Genomic DNA, 22,037 nt, shown 5'->3' with positions numbered 1-22,037 from the left:
ACACACATTACAACCATGGGATTTTTCAAAAAGCGCTCCGTCAACGAACTCGGTGAAAAGAAGAAGGACATGCCGGAAGGCTTGTGGACCAAATGTCCGTCCTGCAATGAAAGCCTCTTCGAACAGGCGCTGGCCAAGAATCTCCGCGTCTGCACCCAGTGCAGCTATCATTTCACCATCAGCAGCGGCGAACGCATCACCAGCCTCGTGGATGAAGGAACCTTCGAGGAGATGGACCTCCAGCTCGACTCGGTGGATGCCCTCGGCTTCAAAGGTTATGTGGACAAGGTGAAAGCCTACCAGACCAAGACCGGCCTGAAGGAGGCCGTGGTCACCGGTCGCGCAAACATCGAGACAATCCCTGTGCTGCTCGCCGTCATGGACTTCCGTTTCCTCGGCGCCTCCATGGGCAGCGTGGTCGGAGAAAAGATCACCCGCGCCATCGAAGCTGCCACAGCGGAAAGAAAGCCCGTCATCGTCTTCTCCGCCTCTGGTGGGGCGCGCATGCACGAAGGCATCCTCAGCCTCATGCAAATGGCAAAGACGAGTGGTGCTCTTGCGCGTCATGCCGAGGCTCGCCTGCCCTACATCTCTGTGCTCACGCATCCGACCACGGGCGGTGTCACCGCCAGCTTTGCCACACTCGGAGACGTCATCATCGCCGAGCCTAAATGCATGATCGGTTTTGCCGGTCCGCGCGTGGTGAAGGAGACGACCCATGCCGATCTGCCGCCTGGATTCCAGACCGCCGAGTTCATGATGCAGCACGGCCTCGTGGACATGATCGTCGATCGCAAAGACATGCGCACCAAGCTCGCCAGCGTGCTGCGTTATACCGTGAAAGGCTGAAGCGTGCGGGACTACCCGCACTTTGCTCCACCTAAAAAACACCTTGCAAGCCTGCCTGCCATCCCGCAGACTCCGGCTGTTAACGGTTCCCTCAGCGAGGTGAACCTCTGGTGTCCGCTCCGTTGATTGGAGCTGCGGTTTCTAAAGGTGGCAATCCTCACGAAACCTCATTCTGCGTCAGGCCTCCCCCGGCTTGGAATGAGCGGAGACCGCGGCAAGGCCGCTACGTCATTTTCATTCGCAACCCCCCGATCCCCCAAACCAGGGAACTCCCGCTTTACCGTGTGGATCACCTTAGATCGGTTTCACCCCCCTCACCAACTCTCAAGCAAAGCATCATGGCAGGTCACAATAAGTGGTCCAAGATCAAGCGCACCAAGGCTGTGATCGACGCCAAACGTGGCGGCGTCTTCTCGAAGATGTCCAAGGAAATCACCATCGCCGCGAAGCACGGCGGGGGAAGCACCGACCTCAATGCCCGCCTCCGCAGTGCCGTCATCGCCGCAAAAGCTGCCAATGTCCCCAATGACAACATCGAGCGTGCCATCAAGAAAGGCACCGGAGAGCTCGGCGGCGCAACCATCGAAGAAATCACCTACGAGAGCTATGGTCCTAGTGGAGTCGCCTTCATGGTCGAAGTCGTGACAGACAACCGCAACCGCGTCGCCAACGACCTGCGCGTCCTCCTTTCCAAAAACGGCGGCACCTTTGCCGACGCTGGCAGCGTGGCCTACCAATTCACCCGCAAGGGCGAACTTCGACTCGACAAAGGCAACCTCAGCGAAGATGCCGCCATGGAGCTCGCCCTCGAAACAGGTGCGGATGACGTGCAGGACGAAGGCGACGAATGGGCCATCTACACTGCCACGGATCAGCTCTTCCAGGTCGTCAGCGCACTCCGTGAAAAAGGCATCACCGCCAACTCACCCAAGCTCATCTACAAGGCGAACACGCCCATCGTCCTCACCGACATCGAAACCGCGAAGACCGTCATCAAACTCTACGACCTCCTCGACGACTACGATGACACCCAGAACGTCCACTCCAACTTCGAGATCGACGACAGCATCGCCGACTCGATCGAGTAACCCCTTTTCCCATCCACTCCCATGAGCGACGAACTCCCGCCCGAGGACAAACCGAAGAAAAAAGCCGCTGCCAAAAAGCCAGTCGCGAAGAAATCTCCGGTCAAAAAAGCAGCCGCCAAAAAAGTGGCCGCCAAAAAAGCACCTGCGAAAAAAGCCACGGCCAAAAAAGCCGCCAAAGTCGAACTCGTCGAAGTCGAACTGCCGCTTGATCTCCCTGCCGCACCGGAAGTCGCTCCCATCAAAGTGCCGGTGAAAAAAGAGCGGAAAACCGCCCTGCAAAAAAAGGCCGCCGAGATCCTGGCAAAAATGCAGGAACCCGTCGCTTCGGCCCACACTCCCGTCGAGCCAGCAGCCGCTGCTCCGGTAGAAGTCCCCGCGCCAACCCCGGAACCATCTCCGGCACCTGCGCCAACACCCATCGCTGCGGCCCCCACCCCTGAAGCCCCCCTTCCCGCACCAGTATCACCCGAAGACTCCGAGTCCGATGACGCTCCCGATGCCGAAGGCCCCGAAGAAGCCTCTGCCCCAGGCGCGCCAACTGGCGAAGGTCAGCGCAAAAAGACCCGCTGGGAACGCTGGAAAGAACGCCGCGAACGCTTCAAGGCCGAGAAACTCGCCCGTCGTCTCGCCCAGCAAGGCGGCGGTGGTCACCAGAGTGAAGGCGGAAACAACGGCAACTATCAAGCTCGTGAGCAACAGCCACAGCGCCAGCCGCAGCAGCCCCGAGAATATCAACAACGTGACAACCAGCCATCCCGCAGCCAGCAGCATGGCAACGGCAGGTATCAGCAGCAGTCGCATGACGACGACCAGCCCATGGCACCCGAGACCCTTCTCGGCCCGCCTGAGCCGGTCGAAGGCGTGCTCGAACTGAATCCCAAAGGACAAGGATTCCTGCGCATGAGAGAGCGCATGTTTGCTCAGCATCCGCTGGATGCCTTTGTCCACGCCGACACCATCCGCCAGATCGGGCTACGTGAAGGCATGCTCATCAAAGGCATCGCCCAGAAGGGCTCACGTGGCCTCCAAGTCACCAGCATCAGCGAGGTCAATGGCCGCGTCCCCGAATCCGTCCGCGACCTGCCCTTGTTCGAGGAACTCAAGGCCATCAATCCTAACAAGCGCCTCAGCTTTGAAACCACCAAGGAGCGTGCCACCACACGTGTGATCGACATGTTCACGCCCGTCGGTCGCGGTCAGCGTGGGCTCATCGTCGCCCCGCCGCGCACCGGCAAGACCACCCTGCTCCAGCACATCGCCGAAGCCGTCGTGCACAACCATCCCGGCATGCACCTCATGATCCTGCTCGTCGATGAGCGGCCTGAAGAAGTCACCGAGTTCAAGCGCGTCTTCCCGAACGCCGAGATCTACGCCAGCTCGAACGACCAGGACATCAAGAGTCACACCCGCATCGCCAGCTTTGCCATCGAGCGCGCCAAGCGCCTCGTCGAAGCCGGAGATCACGTCTTCATGCTTCTGGACAGCATTACCCGGCTCGCCCGCGCCTTTAACAACGCCAAATCCGGCGGCGCCACCGGCAGCGGTGGCATGGGCGTCGGTGCCATGGAGATCCCGCGCCGACTCTTCGCCGCAGCGCGCAACACCCGTGGTGCAGGCAGCCTCACCATCCTCGCCACCGCGCTCATCGAGACCGGCAGCCGCATGGACGACGTCATCTTCCTCGAGTTCAAAGGCACCGGAAACATGGAGCTCGTGCTCGATCGCAAGCTCGCCGAGCAGTACTATTACCCAGCCGTGAACATCGCCAAATCCGGCACCCGCCGTGAAGAGCTGCTCCTGCCGCCCTTCCAGATGGAAAAGATCAACATGCTCCGCCGCGGCCTCGCTGGCGGCAAGCCCGTGGATGCCATCCAGCGCGTGCTCACCCTCTGCGAGCGCTACCCCAGCAACGCTCAGATGCTCGTCGAACTGCCCGGCAAGGCAGGCTGATCATCGGCCCGATAGCTCTCCCCGCTTGCCACCGGGCTCCGCCCCGGCTCCTATGGACGCATGTCCATCGAAGCCGACGCCCCTGCTGATTCCGCCCCCGATATGCTCCGCATCCTCTTTTTGGGCGATGTCGTGGGCGAGCCCGGACGAAAAGGGGTGGCGACGATGCTGCCGTTTTTGAAGGATGAGTTGAAGGTGGACTTTGCCATCGTGAATGGGGAAAACGCCGCCGGTGGCCGTGGCATCACCCCGAAGATCGCCATCGGCCTCATGCGTGCTGGAGCCGCCGTCGTGACCACGGGCGACCACATCTGGGATCAGCGCGAGATCGTGCCCTTCATGATCGATGAACCCCGCCTGCTACGCCCGATCAATTACCCTGGCAACCCTCCCGGCCAGGGCAGCGTCGTGCTCGAAACAAAGAAGGGCAAAGTCGGCGTCATCAACCTTCAGGGCCGTGTTTTCATGAAGGAAGGCATGGAAAACCCCTTCCCCGCCATCTCCAAAGCAGTCGAAGAAATGCGTCAGGAGACGCCCATCATCTTTGTCGATTTCCACGCCGAGGCCACGAGTGAAAAAGTCGCCATGGGCTGGCACCTCGACGGCCTCGTTTCCGCCGTCGTCGGCACTCACACCCACGTTCCCACTGCGGATGAGCGCGTGCTGCCGAAAGGCACCGCCTTCCAGTCCGACGCCGGCATGTGCGGCCCCATGGAATCCGTCATCGGTAGTGAAATCGAGCCCGTGCTGGAGCGCTTCCACACCGCACTGCCCGCCAAATTCGGCGTCGGCAAAGGGGCCGTCCGCATCAACGGCGTGCTCGTCACCATCGACCCCACGACCGGCAAGGCCACGGCTATCGAGCGTGTCGCGCGGACGTGGCACGAGTAGGAATGACGAAATCCGAATGACGAATGACGAACATGAACCCAGGCACGAGAATGATGGATTGATTCGCCATTCGTCATTCGAGCTTCGTCATTCAGCGCCGCGCGTCCTCATCCTCTTCGCCCATCCGGCGCTGCATCGCTCGCGGATGAATCTGGCGATGATGGAGGCCGTGCGGGATCTCGAGGGCGTGACCTTCCACGACCTTTATGAGATCTATCCTGATCTACATATCGACGTCGATTCAGAGCAGGAGCTGCTTTTGAAACACGATGTCATCGTCTGGCAGCATCCGTTTTACTGGTATTCGGCTCCGGCGCTGCTGAAGGAATGGATGGACGTCGTGCTCGAATACGGCTTTGCCTATGGCGATGAAGGTCGCGCTCTGCATGGCAAGAAAGTCATGAGCGCACTGACCACCGGCGGTCCCGCGGAAGCCTATCAGCGAGACGGCCACAACCGCTTCACCATGCGCGAACTACTCGCCCCCATGGAGCAAACCGCTCACCTCTGCGGCATGGAGTATCTGGAGCCCTTCATCCTGCACGGCGTCAATCTCCTGAAGCCCGCCGAAGTCGAGACCGCAGCGGCGAGCTATCGCGAACGCATCCAACAACTCGTGGCATGACCTCTGACTTCCTTTTCCAAGCCGTCATCTACCTCCTCGCTGCGGTGATCGCCGTGCCGGTGGCGAAGCGGCTCGGGCTCGGCTCCGTGCTTGGTTACCTGATCGCAGGCATCGTCATCGGGCCGTCGCTGCTGAACCTCGTCGGTCAAGTGGAGGACGTGCAGCACTTCGCGGAGTTTGGCGTGGTGATGATGCTCTTCGTCGTCGGATTGGAGCTGCGCCCAAGCCTGCTTTGGCGACTGCGCGGGCCCATCCTCGGCACAGGCAGTGCGCAGGTCATCGGCACCACGGCGGCAGTCATGGGCGTGGCGATGCTTTTTGGACAACCCTGGCCCGTCGCGCTGACCATCGGGCTCATCTTGGCGATGTCATCGACCGCCATCGTTATCCAATCCCTGGCCGAGCGCGGCGTGCTGAACACACGCGGAGGTCAGGCCTGCTTTTCGGTGCTGCTGTTTCAGGACATCGCTGTCATTCCCATCCTGGCAGTGCTGCCCTGGCTGGCTCAGGCCAATGGTGGAACGGTGGGCAAAGGCGAGGCTCATGGGCATGAGTCAGCGCTCGCGCATCTGCCGCACTGGGCGCAGACGCTGGTCACTCTCGGCGCCGTCGTAGCGGTCGTCTTCGTCGCACATTATGTGTTGAAGTATGTCTTCCGTTTCGTCGCTGCAGCGAAGCTTCGCGAACTCTTTACCGCCGTGGCGCTGCTCGTCGTAGCAGGCGTGGCCTATCTCATGAACCTCGTCGGGTTATCGGCAGCGCTGGGCACCTTCATCGCCGGCGTGGTGCTGGCAGAGAGCGAGTATCGCCATCAGCTCGAAGCGGATGTGGAGCCCTTCAAAGGCCTGCTGCTCGGGCTCTTCTTCATCGCCGTGGGTGCCGGGTTAGATCTCGGACTCGTGGCGGCAAAGCCCGGCCTCATCGCCGCACTCACGCTGGGATTGATCGCGCTGAAGTTCGCCGTACTGCTGGGTATCGGCGGGTTGTTTCGACTCGGCGGAGGCTCGTCCTTTTTGTTCGCCTGTGCCCTGGCTCAGGGTGGTGAGTTTTGCTTCGTGCTGCTCGGCATGGCGGGTCAGCAGCAGCTTTTGAAAACGGACATCGCCGGGCCACTCGGGGCCGCCATCGCCCTCAGCATGGCTTTGACGCCGCTGCTGCTGATCCTGAATGACCGCGTCATCCAGCCGCGCTTTGCCAAACTGAAACCCGAGCGTGAGTCCGATGCCGTGGAGAGCCATGATCATCCCGTCATCCTCGCCGACTTCGGACGCTTCGGGCACATCGTCGGTCGTCTGCTGGAGGCGAATGGCTTTGGCGTCACCGTTTTGGACAGCGACCCCGATCAGGTCGAGTTGCTCGCCCGCTTCGGCATGAAGTCTTTTTATGGCGATGCCTCCCGCGCCGACTTGCTCGCCGCCGCTGGCGCGGAAAAAGCCAGGATCTTCATCTGCGCCATCGACGACGAAGCGAAGAGCCTGGAGATCATCGACCTCGTGCAGCATGAGTTCCCCCACCTGCGCATCCTCGCGCGTGCCGTGAACCGCAGCCACGCCTACGAGCTGATCAAGCGCGGCGTGCATGACTTCCGCCGCGACACACTCGGCAGCGCGCTCGACCTCGGCACGGACGTACTCCGCGCGCTCGGCTATCGTGCACATCGCGCATTGCGGGCCACGCAGGTCTTCCGCTGCTATGAAGAGGAAAGCGTGCGTGAACTAGCGAAGCACCACACGGGCGACCAGGACGCCTACATCTCCATCGCCCGGCAGCATTTGAAAAACTTCGAAGCTCTGCTGAGTGAGGACATGAAGCGTCAGCATCTCGGCAATGACGATGCCTGGGACAATGCCGGGCCGCCGAAGGGCTGAGACTCAGCGCCCCGCCATCGCTTCACGCGGCGTCTGCTCAGTCAGAATGTGGGAGGACTTCACCTCGACGAGACTCTCCCGCCCGAGGAACTCCATGAGGATCTTCACGCGGTCATCGCCGTTGCGGATGCTGTTCACGATGCCCTTCAGCCCGCGCATCGGCCCCTCGGTCAGCTCCACCGTGTCACCCACTTTCACACCGATGTGGATCTCTTTGATGATCTGCCCGTCCATCTCCTCGCGGATGATTTGGATCACCGAATCCGGCACGGGCGACATTTGCCCGCCGAAATCGACAATGCGGATCACATTCTGCGAGTGCTTCACCGCCCGGATCGAAGTGGCTGGCACGAATCGGGCGAAAAAGTAACTCGGAAACAGCGCCTCGATGAACCACACCTTCCCACGCCGTGTGTTGCGCTGAAATTTGATGCGCGGGCAGTAGGTCTCCACCCCCGGAAGGCCGAGCATGAGCGCAGCGGCGAGGTGCTCGCACTTCGGCTTCGTGTGGATGACATACCAAGCGGCCGTGTCAGAAAACGTCATGGCCCGAGATAGCCGTGGGCGGGTGGCGGGGCAACCTCAAACCCGTTTGCGCAACCCGCGCCCCTGCGCCAGTCTGCTCGCCGCCCGCCCCTCAACCCGCATGTTTAAAGAACTCCACGACTACCTCTACCATCTGGCCCCCACCGGCGGCCTGCCGATGAAGCCCGTGGGCATCGTGCTCGGTCTGGCGCTGCTCGCCTCCCATCTCTGGGCCTGGAAAAATGCGGACAAAACCAAGGCCTTCCTCCGCGCCTTTCCCCGCCACTACGGCTGGGGCGCGCTGCTGCTCAGCATCGACTTCATCTGGGGAATGATCGTGATGGCAAACATGGATATGGGCGAGTTCTTCTTCCTGCGGAAATGGTTCCTCACGCTGGTGCCCATCGGTTTCGTCGCCGTGCTCATCTATGTGAAGGAATTCCTCGCCGTGCGTGCCCTCGGCTGCCTCATGCTGCTCGTCGCCGGGCCTGTGCTGGCCTCCGCCTTCCTCCAGCCTCAGCTCACCCGTCTTCTCCTGCCCACGCTGGCTTACGTGTGGATCATCGTCGGCATGTACTTCATTGGCATGCCCTACCTGATGCGTGACTGGATCGGCTGGCTGCTCGCCAAAGAAGGCCGCTGGAGTCTCGCCATCTGGTCCGGCGTGGCCTACGGCGCTGCGCTGCTCGTGCTGGCCGTGACGACCTACTGAGCATGGACTCCGCACGACCGCGTGTGCTCGTGATCCGTGGCGGTGCCATCGGAGACTTCATCCTCACGCTGCCAGCGATCCGTCTGCTGCGGCAAAACATCCCGCACGCCCATCTCGAAGTCATGGGCTACTCCGGCATCGCCGATCTCGCGGTGAAAGCCGGTATCGCCGATGCCACACGCCCCCTCGGCGACCTGCGCATGGCTCAATTCTACGCCAAGAACGCCCAGATCGACTCCGCGCTGGCCGATGACCTGCGCAGCTTCAATCTCATCGTCAGCTACCTCTTCGATCCCGATGCCATCCTGCGGGAGAACATGGAAAAGCTCGGCGTGAAAACACTCATCGAATGCCCGCATCGAGTCATCGTCGGCCAGGGACATGCTTCCCAGCAACTCGCCCGACCTCTGGAGCGGCTGGCCATGTTTCTCGAAGAGCCAACATGGCGGGAACCTTTGCTCCGCCAAACCAAGTCGCAAACCCCAACGAAGCGCATCGCCATCCATCCCGGCAGCGGCTCTTTGACCAAAAACTGGCCCGCCATCGGCTGGCAAAAACTGGCGGAGGAAATCCACGCCACACATCCCGAGATGGAGATCGTCTTCATCTCCGGCGAGGCGGAAGCCGAGCGCGGCACGGTGCCTCAGGATCTGCCCTTCACCCGCTGGCATGGCCTGCCGCTCACGCAACTCGCCGACCACCTCAGCACCTGCGATCTTTTCCTCGGTCACGACAGCGGCATCTCGCATATGGCCTCGGCCTGCGGAGTTCCCTGCCTGCTGCTTTTCGGCCCCACCGATCCAGCCACCTGGGCTCCACCACAGTCCACCGTCCGCGTCATTCGGGCTCCTGGCGGAGATTTAAATCAGCTCCCCTTTGAAGCCGTGCGCGACACCGCCTTCGTGCTGCTCGGGTAACAATAAGGCCGAAACTGGCCCCAAGCGCGGCTTGTGACGACTCTGTGACGTGCTAAAACCAAGACATCATGTCTGACACACCTCGCTTCCGCACTCTTCTCATCCTCGGCGCCCCAGGCAGTGGCAAAGGCACGCAGGGCAAGGTCCTGGGTTCCATTCCACGCTTCCATCATCTGGCCTGTGGCGATGTCTTCCGCTCGCTCGACACCCGCACCGCCCTCGGGCAAAAGTTTGTGGAATACTCCAGCCGTGGCGAACTCGTGCCCGATGATCTCACCGTCCAACTCTGGCGCGCGAACATCAACCAGCGCGTGGATGGCCATGTCTTCAAACCCGAAATCGACTTCCTGGTGCTCGATGGCATCCCACGCAATGTCGAGCAGGCGAAGCTCATGGAGAAGGACATCGAAGTGCTGAAAGTCTTCCACCTCAGTTGTCCCGACCGAACGGAACTCACCCGCCGTCTGCGCAAACGTGCGCTGAAGGACAACCGCTTCGATGACGCCAACGAGACCGTGATTCAGCAGCGCTTCGCCACCTATGAAGCCGAGACGAAACCGATCCTCGACTACTACGCAGGCGACCGCATCTGCCCCGTTGATGCCAGCCAGCCTCCTGCCAAGGTGCTCTACGACATCATAGCCGGCGTGATGACTCTGGACGCGTGGCGGGAGATCGAGAAGATGAAGATCTGATTCATGCGCATCCTTTTCATCGGCACAGGAGACATCGGCCTGCCCTCTCTGGAGTGGCTGCTGTCCACACCCAAACATGAAGTCGTCGGCGTCATCACGCAGCCGGACAAGCCCGCAGGTCGGAAGCTCGTTCTCACACCGCCCGAGGTCAAAGTACGTGCGCTTGCCGCAGGGCTCACCGTTTTGCAGCCGCCGAAGATTCGACACATCGTCGATGAACTGAAAGCCTTCGAGGCCGATGTCGCCGTCGTCGTGGCCTACGGCCAGATTTTGCCAAAAAGCGTGCTCGAGGTGCCGCGTCTGGCCTGCCTGAACATCCACGCCTCGCTCCTGCCGAAACATCGCGGAGCCTCGCCCATCCAGGCGGCCATTCGCGAAGGCGACTCCGAGACTGGCGTGACCATCATGTTCATGGATGAGGGCCTCGATACCGGTGATATCCTGCTCATGGATCGGATGCCCATCCTGCCCACGGACACCGGCGGCGTGCTGCATGACAAGCTCGCCCTCGCCGCACCCGCGAGCCTCGAAAAAGCACTCGATCTCATCGCCGCAGGAAACCCGCCGCGCACGCCGCAGGACAACGCGCTCTCCACTCACTGCGGCAAATTGAAGCGTGAAGATGGTCGCCTCGACTGGACCCGCAGCGCCACCGAACTCGAACGCCTCATCCGCGCCTACAATCCCTGGCCCGGCACGAGCTGCCTCCTGCCTGATGGCAAGCCACTGAAAGTCCACCGCGCCACCATCATCGAAGGCGATGCCTGTCCCGTCGCTGGCACGATCATTTCCGCTGATCCCAAAGTTAGCCTCATCGTCAGTTGCGGGCGCGGTTTGCTGAAGCTCGAAGAAGTCCAAGCCGAAGGAGGCAAACGCCTTCCCGCCGCCGACTTCTTGCGAGGTCATGCGTTGGAGGTTGGGTCAAAACTCGGCTAACCTGGGCATGAAAAAACGCTGGCCGGAAGCATCCAGCCAGCGTTTGGAATCTTCATTTCAGAGATCAATCTTCCGACTTCGGCTCAGGAAGCAGGAAGCCCACGATGAAGCTGATCACCGCGATGCCGGTGCCGACATAACCCGCCGCCATGGCGACATGCATGGGCAGCATCGGTCCTTTGCCAGCGATCATAGGCGCCACAAAACTCGTCGTCAGGAAAGCCATGCTGGTGCCGATCATGCGACCACCGACATTCGTGGCGAAGCTGCCGCCTGTGCCGCGCAGATGCATCGGGAAGACCTTCGGCAGGTATTCACCGAAGTAGCTGAACTGCGCCACCGTGAGCAATCCGCACACGCCATAGGCCCAAAGGAAGGCCTGACCGCCCTGCTCGAAAAGCTTGAAGTAAGTCAGCGGCAGCAGCACCAGCGCTGGGATCTGGAAGATCTTCAGCAGAGCGACACGGCTGATGCCCCAAATGAGCAACACGGCGAGGATGATTCGGCCCACAAGACCACCGAGTTCTTGATGAAGCTGCACCTTGTCGCTCATGGCTTTCACCTTGTCGTTCAGCGGCTTTTGCTGGCCGAAGTTCGCCTTGATCTTACCGATCATTTCTTTGCGAGCCGGATCGGTGGCTGCGAGCTTGTTGAGTTCGAGATTGAGTCCTTCCGCTTCTTTCCGCAGTGGAGCCAGTGCCTTCGACTCTTCCTTGAGTTCAGGCAGCCCCGGTGCCACACGCGCCACCGTCACCTGAAGTGCTCCAAAAGCGATGCCATAAGCACATGCTGAAAGTGCAGCCGTGACCAAAGTCACCCGACGAAGCTCTGGCGAAAACAGTGCGCCAAAGCTCGGGCGCTTCAGTGATCCCGCCGCGCGGCGTTCCAGCCAAACCTGACTCTCTGGCACAAACGGCAGCAGCAATGCAATCGGGATGGCAGGCAGAATGCCCGTCATCAGTGTGTAGCGCCAAGCACCTGGATCTGTGGCACCGAGACCAAGTGGCAAACCCCAATGTGGCAGGTCCGCCCCATGCTTGCTGATCCACACACTCACGCCCGTGACCAAGAGACCGCCGAGTGAAGCAAAGGCCTGCGTGATGCCGAGCCACTTCTCTTTGTCCTTCTTGTCGGGAAACACTTCCGCCAGCCAAGTAATCGCCGCCACGAACTCCACGCACACGCCGATGAAGGTCGTGCTGCGGAAGAAGACAAACATCGGCAGCGTGGTCGCGAAGGCCGCGCAGAAAGGAGAGAGCGAGTACAGGAAGATGCTCGCCGCCATGATCTTCTTCCGCCCGAAGCGATCCACCAGCCAGCCGCCGAGCAAACCAAACACACCACCACAAAGCGCCGCGATCCACAGCAGCTTGCCAACCCAATCCGTGACCATCGGATTGTTGAGCGGTACCTTCAAAAGTTCCGCAATCGCCGGAGCCGCGACCAGCGGCGTCATCAGCAACTCATAGGTATCAAAGAGGAATCCGATACTGGCGATGACGATGATCAGCCAGGTGGTGGTGGTGAATTTGGACGATGTGGACATGGGGAACTAGAAAAGGGTGAGTGAAAACGATTAGCCAAGCAACGGGCGCAGCATGTCGCAAATCTTCGGCACTTCGGCGAATGGATCTTTAGCCACCTCATACTCGAGCGTGAACCATCCTTGGTAGTTGGCATCACGGAGGATCTTCAAAAGACGCGGCACATCAGCTGGCTGGCCTTCGCCTTTCTTGCTGCCTTTGGGGCTCATCTCCATCTTGAGCTGCACGTTGATGGCATACGGCGCGATCTTCGCGAGATCGCCATACGGGTCTTCGGTGTGGAAGTTGCCGCTGTCCCAGTTGATGCCGGCCCATGGGCTATTTGCGGCTTTCACCATCTTAATGAGGTTGTCGGGCTCAGCGACGATGCCGCCGTGATTTTCCAGACCGAGGAAGACGCCCTTCTTCGCGGCATAGTCGAGGCACTCCTGATAGGCTTCCTGGCAGTTCGCGACCGCTTGCTCCTCACTAAGATCCTTCGGCTGTGGGCCTGCAAAGACGCGGATGTGCGGCGCATTCATGATCGCGGAATAGTCGATCCAGCGCTTCACGTCGGCGATCTCAGCGCTGAGCTTTTCGCCCTTCGGCAGAGCAAAGTTATTGCCCACCGCCGTGCCAGCGAGTTGCACGCCACGCAGGTAGGCGCGGCGCTTCACTTCGAGCAGGAACTTCTCATCCACATCCGGCGGGAAGAAGTAGCTCGTCACCTCGGCTCCGGGCACGTTGTTGTCAGCACACCAGTCGATGAAATCCAGAATGCTCCAAGGTTTGTGGCCTTCCTTCGGCTTGTTCTCCTTGCCGCGCATCCACTGGAAGTACTCGCGGAAGCTGTAGGCCGCTACGCCGAGCTGCATCCGGCTTTTGCCAGGACGGCTGATGGGCTCGATGGCAGGCAGTGTGGAGACGCTTAGCGCTCCGAGGCTGGTGGAAAGAAAATGACGGCGGCTGATCATGGGAGGTGAAAGAACGAGTGGAGTGGGACAGGATTAACAGCTTTCCCAACCCATGAACAAGATTTCTCTTCTCCTCGCCGCATCCTTCTTGCTCGGCATCGCCCATGCTGAGCCTGCTAAAGTCCGTCTCTGGCCGGAGGGTGCTCCGGGGGCGAAGGGGCAGGAGGATAAAGATCAGCCCTTCGTGTATGTGTGGCCTGCGGCAAAGGAGAAGGCGAATGGCGCGGCCTTTGTCGTGTGCCCCGGCGGCGGCTACGGTGGTCTGGCGGCAGATCACGAGGGCACGCAGGTGGCGAAGTGGTTCAATGGCCTCGGCGTCTCGGCGTTCGTGCTGCACTATCGCCTCGGGCCAAACGGCTATCATTACCCAATCCAGCTCATGGATGTGCAGCGCGCGATCCGCCATGTGCGGGCGAATGCGAAGGAGTATGGCATCGACCCGAACCGCATCGGCATCGTCGGCTTCTCGGCTGGTGGGCACCTCACCTCCATGGCGGCGACGCTGTTCGATGAAAAGCCTGCTGGCATGACGAACGACGCCGTGGATCAGGTCAGTGCTCGTCCCGATGTTGCCGCGCCAACTTATCCCGTGATCTCGATGATCGAGAGCTATCGTCACGATGGCTCGCGTAAAAATCTGCTCGGCCCGAACAACACGGACGAACTTGCCGCTCAGGTCAGCACCGAGCGCCGCGTGACTGCGCAGACACCGCCGATCTTCCTTTTCCAGACTGATGAAGACACCGCTGTGCCTGCCGAAAACGCGGTGGCCTTTTACCTCGCCTGCCGGAAAAACAAAGTGCCTGCCGAGCTGCACAGCTATCGCCCCGGTCCGCATGGCGTCGGCCTCTTCCTCAGCGATCCCGTGCTCGGCACCTGGAGCGGTCATTTGCGCGATTGGCTACGCAATCAGGGCTTCCTGAAGCCCGCTAAGCGCACGGCGATCTCCGGCAAAGTCACGATCAATGGCACGCCTGTGAGCTGGGGTGGCGTCGTCTTCACGCCTGAAGATCCCAGTGCACCTGTGGCCTCAGCACGGGTCATGCGTGGAGGCTTCAAACTCGACGAAAAGAGCGGCCCCGTGCTCGGCAAAGTCAAAATCACGGTCAGCTACAGCGCCGCCGATGTCCCCGGGCTCGACACGTCCGATGGCACCGCAACAACGAAGGAGCAGAAACCCGGCGCTGGCGACTGGACGCTGGAAATCACGGAAAAGCAGCCTGCGCTGACGCTCGAAGTCACACGCTGATCATGCCCCGCCCAACGCTCGCCGACATCGCTGCCCAACTCGGCATCTCGAAGATGTCAGTGTCACGCGCGCTGCGTGGCGAGCGGCAGGTGAGTGAAGAGCTTCGTGAGCGGGTGGTTCAGGCGGCAGAGTCGATGGGCTATCGACCTGACCCCGAGATCGCGAAGCTGATGACGCACATGCGGAGGTCAAAGCAGGTCGCCTCACCCACCACGCTCGCGTTTGTCTGGGCGGAAAGAGAGGCGGAAGACTTGAAGACTTCATCTTGGTCGCGTGAACTGCTGCGTGGCGCTCATGAGCGTGCTGAGCAGCTCGGTTATCATTTGGAGGAGTTTTATTTAAAGGCACGCGGCATGTCTGCGCGCAGACTCTCGGGCATCCTGGAGGCGCGCGGCATTCCCGGCTTCATCCTCTCGCCGCTGCTCTCACGCAGTCGCGGGCATGTCTCGATGGCGTGGGAGAAGTTCAGCAGTGTCGTCGTCGGTCTTGGTTATGCACGCCCGGCGCTGCATCGGGTGCATCACCATCACTTCCTCGGCATGATGACCACGCTGCGGATGCTGAAAAAGCAGGGCTATCGACGCATCGGATTCTATAGCGGCAGCACCATCAACGAGCGCATGTATCGCGCTTGGTCGGCGAGCTTTCTCGCGCATCATCCGCTGCCGCTCGCGCAGGCTTCCGAACTGATCTGCCTGCGTCGTGAGATCAGTCGCGCGGATTTCCAGGCTTGGCTGAAGTCCGCCAAACCCGATGTCGTCATCGAAGCCGGACATCTTCTGAACGACTGGTTCCCCACGGGCAGCAAGATCGCTCATGTCACTCTCGCTTGGCGGGCAGATCACCCTGGCGTGCCCGGCATCGATCAACAGGCGAATGTGCTCGGCGCTGCCGCCGTGGACCTGCTCGTGGCGCAGCATCGGCAGAATGAACGCGGCATCCCCGAGCATCCGAAGATGCTCATGACAGAGGGCCTCTGGCGCGCTGCAAGATAGGCCATGCGGCACCGTTCCCAGCCGCCTCATGCGCGCCCTTTTCATTCTCTTCGCTCTCTGCCCTCTGCTCTCTGCGGCAAAGCCCAACGTCCTGCTCATCTGCGTGGACGACCTCAAGCCCACCATCGGCTGCTTTGGCGACAGCCACGCGAAGACACCGAACATCGACCGACTCGCCGCGCGTGGGATGATCTTTGAGAAGGCCTTCTGCAATCAGGCCGTGTGCTCGCCCTCACGCAACGCCCTGCTCACCAGCCTGCGACCACAGACCCTCGGCATCTACGAGCTCAGCACGAACTTCCGCAAAGGTGCGCCTGATGCCGTGACACTGCCGCAGCTCTTTAAAAACAACGGCTACCGTGCGGAAGGCCTCGGCAAGATCTTCCACGTCGGTCATGGCAACGTGAATGACGAAGCCTCGTGGAGTGTGCCGCATTACTCGCCGAAGACGATCAGCTATGCGCTGAAGGAGAACAACCCGCCCGAGTCCACTCGTGAACAAGCCTTGTTTGAAAACAAAAAGGAAGCCTGGAAGCTCCCACGCGGTGCCCCCACAGAGAATGCCGACGTGCCCGACAACCGTTATGGAGATGGCTTGATCGCGGAGGAGGCCATCAAGCGTCTCGAAGCCGCGAAGGGAAAGCCTGACGAACCCTTCTTCCTCGCGGTCGGCTTTTTGAAGCCACATCTGCCCTTCGTCGCACCCAAGAAATATTGGGACCTCCACGACCCCGCCACGCTGCCGCAGCCGACTTCGGACAAAGCTCCCGAGGGAGCGCCAAAGTTCGCGCCATCGTCTTGGGGAGAGCTGCGCCAATACAAAGACATGCCCGAAAAAGGCCCCGTCACCCCCGAGCAGCAGCGTCATCTTATCCACGGCTACTATGCAGCCACGAGCTACATGGACGCGCAGCTCGGCAAGGTGCTGGATGCACTCGATGCCACGGGTCTCGCCTCAAACACGATTATCGCCTTCTGGGGAGATCACGGCTGGCATCTCGGCGACCACGGCATGTGGTGCAAACACTCGAATTACGAGCAGGCCGCACGCATCCCCGTGATCGTCAGCGCGCCCGGCATCTCGAAGGCTGGCTCCCGCACGAAGTCACTGATCGAGACCGTGGACATCTACCCCACGCTCGCCGAGCTGGCCGGTCTGCCCGCGTCAGCGACGCTCGATGGCCGCAGCTTCGCCGCCGTACTCAAAGACGCCTCCGCCAGCACTCGCGACCATGCCATCCACGTCTATCCGCGCAGCGAAGGCCTGGGCCGTGCCATCCGCACGGATCGTTATCGCCTCGTCGAATGGAAACCCATCGGCACGAATACGGACAAGGCCGTGTTCGAGCTCTACGACTATCAAGCCGACCCGCTGGAGTCGAAGAACCTCGCCAGCGACCAGCCTGCCATCGTCACTGAACTCCGCGCCCTGCTGGCGAAGCATCCCGAAGCCAAACCACAGATTCAAAACAAGCCCGCCGTCAAGAAATCCGAGCCGAGCAAAGATCGCGGAGCCATGTTTGACTCACGCGACAAGGACAAAGACGGCAAACTCACGAAAGAAGAGTTCCTCGCCAACCAGCCCGACCCCGATGAAGCGCCGAAGCGTTTTCCTAGATTCGATAGCGACAGCAATGGCAGCCTGAGCCGCGAGGAGTTCATCAAGGGTGGCAAAAAGTAAGCCCATCATCGCGGACGGGCTCACCAGTAATCAGCTACTCAGTAAGCTTCTTCCACACTGTAAGTCCAAGGCAGTGGCCCGTTGAACCCGTTGTTGTAGTCGTAGTGCATGAAGTAAGCGCGGTCATAACCGGTGCCGCCATTCACATCGACGTAGCTGTTGAAGTCATTGCCCACCGTATCCACGGCAGGGTTTGAGCCAGCGGCGAAGATGTCATTGCCTGCGCCAAGATTGATCCGCACGTAGCCGTCAAAGATGCTGTAGATGGAAGAGACGTCCGTGTCCGTATCGAAGGCCACATAGTCATCGCCGCCACCGGTATTAATGGTCACTGCACGATCAAAGATTCCATCACGCACGATGACATCGCTTTCAGCAGTACCAGCAAGGTTGATGCCGACATTGCCTCGGAAGTCGCTGTCGATCAGGCGGACTGTGTCGATGCCGCCAAAGGCGACGGCGGTATTCACGGTGAGATTACCGTAGATGTCGGCATCACGCACCATCACATCAGCACTGCCGGCACCTGTGTTGATGCTGACATTGCCACGCACAGTCACGAGACTGGAGACGCCAGTGCTTTCGCCGACATCCACCACATCATTGCCAGCGGCAGCAGAGTAAGAGAAGGCACCGATAGAACCGCTGATGGCATTAAGACCAAAGGCATTGTTCCCAGAAGAAGCCGCCATGCTCACCACGCCACCAATGATCGCACTTGGTCCGTCGATAAGAAGCGTGTCATTTCCGTTGCCACCGCTGTAGCTCAATCTGCCGCCGATGCTCATCGAGCTGGCAGGATTCAGGTCGAGCAGGTTGGTGCCCGCACCGCCATTGAAGCTCATGTTGCCTGTCACTTGCAGCACTTCATTGGCAAAGGTGACGCTGTCCTGATGGCTACCGCCAGCATAATTCAGCGTGTTGGCTTTGATCAAAGCGGCATCGTTCGTGAGCACGCTGTTGGCACCATGACCGAGTCCGATGGCGAAGGTGCCCAGTGTTTCGATGTTACCCGCGAGCGTGACAAGGTCATCTCCAGCGGCAGCGGTGAGGGTAAGGTTTCCTGTCACTCGTAGGCTGTCATCTGTCAGCGCACCGATCTCAAAGTCTGTGAAGCTTGCTGTGCTAGTGCGCAAGGTCACAGAACCTTTCACATCCCCCAGTTCAGCGGCTAAAATGAAGGTCTGCTGCTCGACGGCTGATCCACCAGCAACGGCGCTGATGCTGCCATTGGAAAGCAGCGTCGTCGCATTCACGTCGAAGGTGTTCTGCCCGTTGCCAAGATCGACCGAGAAGCCTTTGGCAAAGAAAAGATCGCCACCGGCAGTGAAGTAATCATGCCCATTGCCGAGACGAATCGCCGTGGCACCACCGATGCTCGTGCTGGTGAGATCCACGACGTCATCCCCCTCGCCGCCGTCGATGCTGACGGTGCCTGGAATGATGGCCTCTGAGATGAGCACGTCATCATTCCCAGCTCCAAGGCTGGCTTTGATGGAAAGAGGTGCCGCAAAGGTGATGCTGGAGAGAGCAGGACCACCGTTCATTTTGAACAGCGTGTCTCCACCGACCTGGGAGGCGATGGTCCAGTCGTTGCCGGATTCGGTAATCTGCAGGTCATTCGCCAGAGCATCGCCCGTGATCGTGAGAGCACCGCTGGTAGAGAGACTGAGACTGACGATGCCTGCGGGGGCAAGGCGGGATTCCAAGGATTCGAGAACCGAGGAGGAGGGGAAGGTCTTTTTCATGGCAGCACAGGTGAGTGCGGTCCAATGGACAGGAATAGCCGTCAGTTTATTCGAGAATAATCAGAACGCCTTTCTCAGCGGCTTCCCGGACTCTTGAAAAGAGGCGTCAGCGCCTTCTTCAATTGCGGGAGCAGTGGCTTGATTGAATCTGCTGCCTTGTCCCCCGCTTCCTTCATCGTCTCCGGGTTGGTTTCGGCACGGGATGCTCGGTCAGGTTGCGAGACACCGCGCAAAAGCTTGGCCTCCCACTTGGGATTCGCGGTGTCGCCCGTGCCTTTGTATTCCAGCAATTCACTGAACGGCAGGAAGACAATGCCAGGCAGTCCGCGCACGCGCACCTGGGCATTCATATCGAGCTGGTCGTTGATGAAGTCGATGCTTCCATCAAGCAGGATTTTGAAGGTGCTGGTGAGTGCCTCAAAATCTTTCGTCATCAGGAATCCGTTTGCGACGCTGAAGGTGCAGTCCGCCTCCTTAGCTATGTTATAACCTGCGATTTGTTTCGGCAAGATGGTGCCGAGCACGGGAGCCAGCATTCCGACAATAGGAATGGAGTACAGATTGCCGTTCAAGATCGTCAATGCACCCGTTCCTTTGAGCGCCTTCCAGTTATCCAATTCGCCAGTGAATTTGAAGTATCCTGTGGCATCTCCCTGGGAGTCATTCCCTTTCCAGTAGATGTCCGCAAATTTGGGCAGGCTGATGTTTTTCATCTGCATCTCACCTGAGTAAGACTGCGGATTACGCGCCCCGGCCGTGGAACCATTGAGCGTGAAGTTACCCCCCATCACAGAGGCTTGAATATCAAAGTTCACCCCTTTTCCACGTTCGAACACATCCGCTCGCACCTTCTCAAACTTCATGTCTTTACTGAAGACCTCATAGGGGAACTTGGCGGCGGTGACCACGACATTAAAATCATCCGACTCGGGCCTGAGATCGACCCGCCCTCTGGCACTCATAGGCCCACCAAAGAGCTGACCGCTCACATCGAAATTCAAGTCCATACCTTTGAAGCTCAGTTCACCTGTGGGAGACCTGATGATGTAATCCTCATTAAACAGTGAGTAGCGACCAGTGCCGGTCGGATGATTAAATTTAACCAAGAAATCACTCTTCGTGGGATCCTTGTAAAAGATCGTCCCTGAAACCTCTGCCTGGGTTGTGTTCGGCAATCGATACTTCGCGATGACGTCTGCCGTCTTTGGGGCAAAGACACCGACGAGGCCCACAGGATCGATGCCCGACTTCGTGCCTTCGAGCTTCACTGATTTTGCCAAATCATCCACTTCCACATGAACTGCCTCGGCCACACCTTCAGTGCGCCTCACTTTAACGTTCCGGTAGTGCTGCATCGGATGCTGAAACTCCACATCTGCCTGCAACTGCTCTAAAAATAGACCGCGATATTTGAAGCGGCGCAGATCACCTTTCCCCTGGTTCAGACATTTCTGAGGATCGAACTCGGGCCCTTTGCCTGTAAGTTCCAAATGGATAGAGGACTCCGGTGTGAACTCGAAACGTTGAATGATTTCACGAGTCTGCTTCATCTTCGCGAATGGCAGGAACGCATTTGGATCCATGCGAAGTAGAACTTCATAACGTGCACCCATTGACTCATGCACGAGTGACTGAGCCGCCATCGTTCCCGTCTTGTGACGCAAGAGCAGATCACGAATGTAAACACCTTCAGGCGCCACACCGATGTTTGCAGACAGCCCATCAAAGACCTCTCCACGAGTGCTGAAGCGGCCACAGTCCAGCCTGCCTGTCACATGGACGGGACGCTTATGCGTCGCTAGCGGTCCATTGACATGCCACACGCCTTCCAGCGCCAGATGGGGCGACTCGTAAAAGACGATCTCACGCAGGTTGTCATTGTCGAGAAAGGCCTGAGCGACTCCAGGCAGATCTGCACTTGAGGTGAGATGAAAGCGCACATCCTCGGCGCCCATATTCCACGTGGCGCTCGCGCTCACCTCACCCAGGCGGTCTTTGAGATAAAAACGTGTCAGGTCCACAAAGCCAGACTCATACTGCGCCTCGGCACGCAGCGCCTCACAGGTGTAGCTGCCATAGCTCAGGCTTTCGGCTTCAAAAAAGAGCCGGGCACTCATCTCTGTGGGCTTGGTGAGTTCGCCATGAACTTCGAGATTCAACTGTGGGGTCCCCACGTACTGGAATCGCTTCAGCCAATCCAACCCTTTGCGGATCATCACCCGATGTTCGTTCAGACTTTGTACTCGCTCCATTGTGGTCCGGTCACTCTTCGCGGGTTGAGTGGCTGCGGCTTCTGTTTTGTCTGGCAGCAGCAGTTCGCCGCTAACGTGCAGCACGATGCCTGAGAGCTTCCCCTCCGCCTCCTGAAGATCGATTCGTCCATCCTGAATGAAAGCACGCGCGCTAAGGTCCTCGATCTGAATTACGGCGGCTTCGCGTCCGGTGGCGGGATCTTCGCTCTCCACCGGAAGCGTGACATTCGTGTGGCTTAGTTCCAGCGCCTCCAGCACAAACTTCTTCTCCAGCAGCTTCCCCAGATTGAAATCGAGATTCAGGTGATCCATTTCGATAAGCACCTGCTTCCGCTCTGCATCCGTGAAGACCTGGAAATCCCGCGCCACAATCCCACCGATCGGGTTCACCAGCAGGCGCTTAAAATCCACGTGCAGGCCGCGATGCGCCAGCTCCCCGATTACGAATTCACGCCACGTCCGACCAAAAGCATCTGTGGTCAAATAGACCACCCCCGCCAGCAAACTGCTGCCGATCACGAGCTTGAAGAGCTTGGCGACGAATTTTTTCAACCTTCGG

Annotated in this window: 18 protein-coding genes; 13 read left to right on the top strand and 5 right to left on the bottom strand. The window is 59.6% G+C overall.

All coding sequences use genetic code 11. The features are described from left to right. Positions 1–15: 15 nt before the first annotated feature. The 6 genes from accD (at position 16) to AC6FTP_RS03855 (ending at position 7,271) form a co-directional block, all read left to right on the top strand. Positions 16–849 carry an acetyl-CoA carboxylase, carboxyltransferase subunit beta gene (accD, locus tag AC6FTP_RS03880; protein WP_497205589.1) on the top strand — a complete coding sequence of 278 codons (834 nt, stop codon included), beginning with the start codon at positions 16–18 and terminating at the stop codon, positions 847–849. 338 nt (positions 850–1,187) lie between these two features. Next, complete coding sequence (locus AC6FTP_RS03875) at positions 1,188–1,937, top strand: YebC/PmpR family DNA-binding transcriptional regulator (protein WP_497205588.1); 750 nt, start codon at positions 1,188–1,190, stop codon at positions 1,935–1,937. 21 nt (positions 1,938–1,958) lie between these two features. Next, positions 1,959–3,887, top strand: a complete 1,929-nt coding sequence (rho, locus tag AC6FTP_RS03870; RefSeq protein ID WP_497205587.1) for a transcription termination factor Rho — start codon at positions 1,959–1,961, stop codon at positions 3,885–3,887. 60 nt (positions 3,888–3,947) lie between these two features. Further along, a complete protein-coding gene (locus AC6FTP_RS03865) occupies positions 3,948–4,778 on the top strand; it encodes a TIGR00282 family metallophosphoesterase (RefSeq protein WP_497205586.1) in 831 nt (276 codons plus the stop codon). Between the two features lie 16 nt (positions 4,779–4,794). Beyond that, complete coding sequence (gene kefF / locus AC6FTP_RS03860) at positions 4,795–5,403, top strand: glutathione-regulated potassium-efflux system oxidoreductase KefF (protein ID WP_497205585.1); 609 nt, start codon at positions 4,795–4,797, stop codon at positions 5,401–5,403. Further along, on the top strand, positions 5,400–7,271 hold the full coding sequence (locus AC6FTP_RS03855; protein WP_497205584.1) for a monovalent cation:proton antiporter-2 (CPA2) family protein: 1,872 nt from the start codon (positions 5,400–5,402) through the stop codon (positions 7,269–7,271). The genes kefF and AC6FTP_RS03855 overlap by 4 nt, the downstream gene beginning before the upstream one ends. Positions 7,272–7,274: 3 nt before the next feature. Here AC6FTP_RS03855 and nusG read toward each other — a convergent pair whose 3' ends face one another. Then, positions 7,275–7,817 carry a transcription termination/antitermination protein NusG gene (nusG, locus tag AC6FTP_RS03850; protein WP_497205583.1) on the bottom strand — a complete coding sequence of 181 codons (543 nt, stop codon included), beginning with the start codon at positions 7,815–7,817 and terminating at the stop codon, positions 7,275–7,277. A gap of 100 nt (positions 7,818–7,917) precedes the next feature. Between nusG and AC6FTP_RS03845 the strand changes: the two genes are divergently transcribed. The 4 genes from AC6FTP_RS03845 (at position 7,918) to fmt (ending at position 11,056) form a co-directional block, all read left to right on the top strand. Continuing rightward, a complete protein-coding gene (locus AC6FTP_RS03845; RefSeq protein ID WP_497205582.1) occupies positions 7,918–8,508 on the top strand; it encodes a hypothetical protein in 591 nt (196 codons plus the stop codon). Between the two features lie 2 nt (positions 8,509–8,510). Then, positions 8,511–9,425: a glycosyltransferase family 9 protein gene (locus tag AC6FTP_RS03840; protein ID WP_497205581.1), complete on the top strand. Its 915-nt coding sequence runs from the start codon at positions 8,511–8,513 to the stop codon at positions 9,423–9,425. 68 nt (positions 9,426–9,493) lie between these two features. Beyond that, the gene (locus AC6FTP_RS03835) at positions 9,494–10,120 is read left to right on the top strand and encodes an adenylate kinase family protein (RefSeq protein ID WP_497205580.1); all 627 of its coding nucleotides are present in this window, start codon (positions 9,494–9,496) and stop codon (positions 10,118–10,120) included. Positions 10,121–10,123: 3 nt separating this feature from the next. Next, positions 10,124–11,056: a methionyl-tRNA formyltransferase gene (gene fmt / locus AC6FTP_RS03830; protein WP_497205579.1), complete on the top strand. Its 933-nt coding sequence runs from the start codon at positions 10,124–10,126 to the stop codon at positions 11,054–11,056. Positions 11,057–11,120: 64 nt separating this feature from the next. Here the strand turns inward: fmt and AC6FTP_RS03825 are convergent, their stop codons facing one another. Both AC6FTP_RS03825 and AC6FTP_RS03820 read right to left on the bottom strand, forming a co-directional pair. After that, positions 11,121–12,602 carry an MFS transporter gene (locus AC6FTP_RS03825; protein ID WP_497205578.1) on the bottom strand — a complete coding sequence of 494 codons (1,482 nt, stop codon included), beginning with the start codon at positions 12,600–12,602 and terminating at the stop codon, positions 11,121–11,123. Between the two features lie 30 nt (positions 12,603–12,632). Further along, positions 12,633–13,553 carry a sugar phosphate isomerase/epimerase family protein gene (locus AC6FTP_RS03820; protein ID WP_497205577.1) on the bottom strand — a complete coding sequence of 307 codons (921 nt, stop codon included), beginning with the start codon at positions 13,551–13,553 and terminating at the stop codon, positions 12,633–12,635. A gap of 52 nt (positions 13,554–13,605) precedes the next feature. Between AC6FTP_RS03820 and AC6FTP_RS03815 the strand changes: the two genes are divergently transcribed. The 3 genes from AC6FTP_RS03815 to AC6FTP_RS03805 are packed head-to-tail and all read left to right on the top strand — an operon-like array spanning position 13,606 to position 17,478. Further along, positions 13,606–14,802 (top strand): alpha/beta hydrolase, encoded by a 1,197-nt coding sequence (locus AC6FTP_RS03815; protein WP_497205576.1) that lies wholly within the window; start codon positions 13,606–13,608, stop codon positions 14,800–14,802. A 2-nt stretch (positions 14,803–14,804) separates the two neighbouring features. Continuing rightward, positions 14,805–15,797 carry a LacI family DNA-binding transcriptional regulator gene (locus tag AC6FTP_RS03810; RefSeq protein WP_497205575.1) on the top strand — a complete coding sequence of 331 codons (993 nt, stop codon included), beginning with the start codon at positions 14,805–14,807 and terminating at the stop codon, positions 15,795–15,797. A 28-nt stretch (positions 15,798–15,825) separates the two neighbouring features. After that, a complete protein-coding gene (locus AC6FTP_RS03805) occupies positions 15,826–17,478 on the top strand; it encodes a sulfatase-like hydrolase/transferase (protein ID WP_497205574.1) in 1,653 nt (550 codons plus the stop codon). 38 nt (positions 17,479–17,516) lie between these two features. Here AC6FTP_RS03805 and AC6FTP_RS03800 read toward each other — a convergent pair whose 3' ends face one another. Both AC6FTP_RS03800 and AC6FTP_RS03795 read right to left on the bottom strand, forming a co-directional pair. Then, positions 17,517–19,226, bottom strand: a complete 1,710-nt coding sequence (locus AC6FTP_RS03800) for a beta strand repeat-containing protein (RefSeq protein ID WP_497205573.1) — start codon at positions 19,224–19,226, stop codon at positions 17,517–17,519. Between the two features lie 74 nt (positions 19,227–19,300). Further along, positions 19,301–22,030: a hypothetical protein gene (locus tag AC6FTP_RS03795; protein WP_497205572.1), complete on the bottom strand. Its 2,730-nt coding sequence runs from the start codon at positions 22,028–22,030 to the stop codon at positions 19,301–19,303. Between the last annotated feature and the right edge of the window lie 7 nt (positions 22,031–22,037).

Source organism: Prosthecobacter sp., assembly GCF_044378005.1.
Lineage (GTDB): Bacteria > Verrucomicrobiota > Verrucomicrobiia > Verrucomicrobiales > Verrucomicrobiaceae > Prosthecobacter.
Note: the sequence above shows the minus strand (reverse complement) of the source record. Positions and strands in the feature narration are given on the sequence as shown.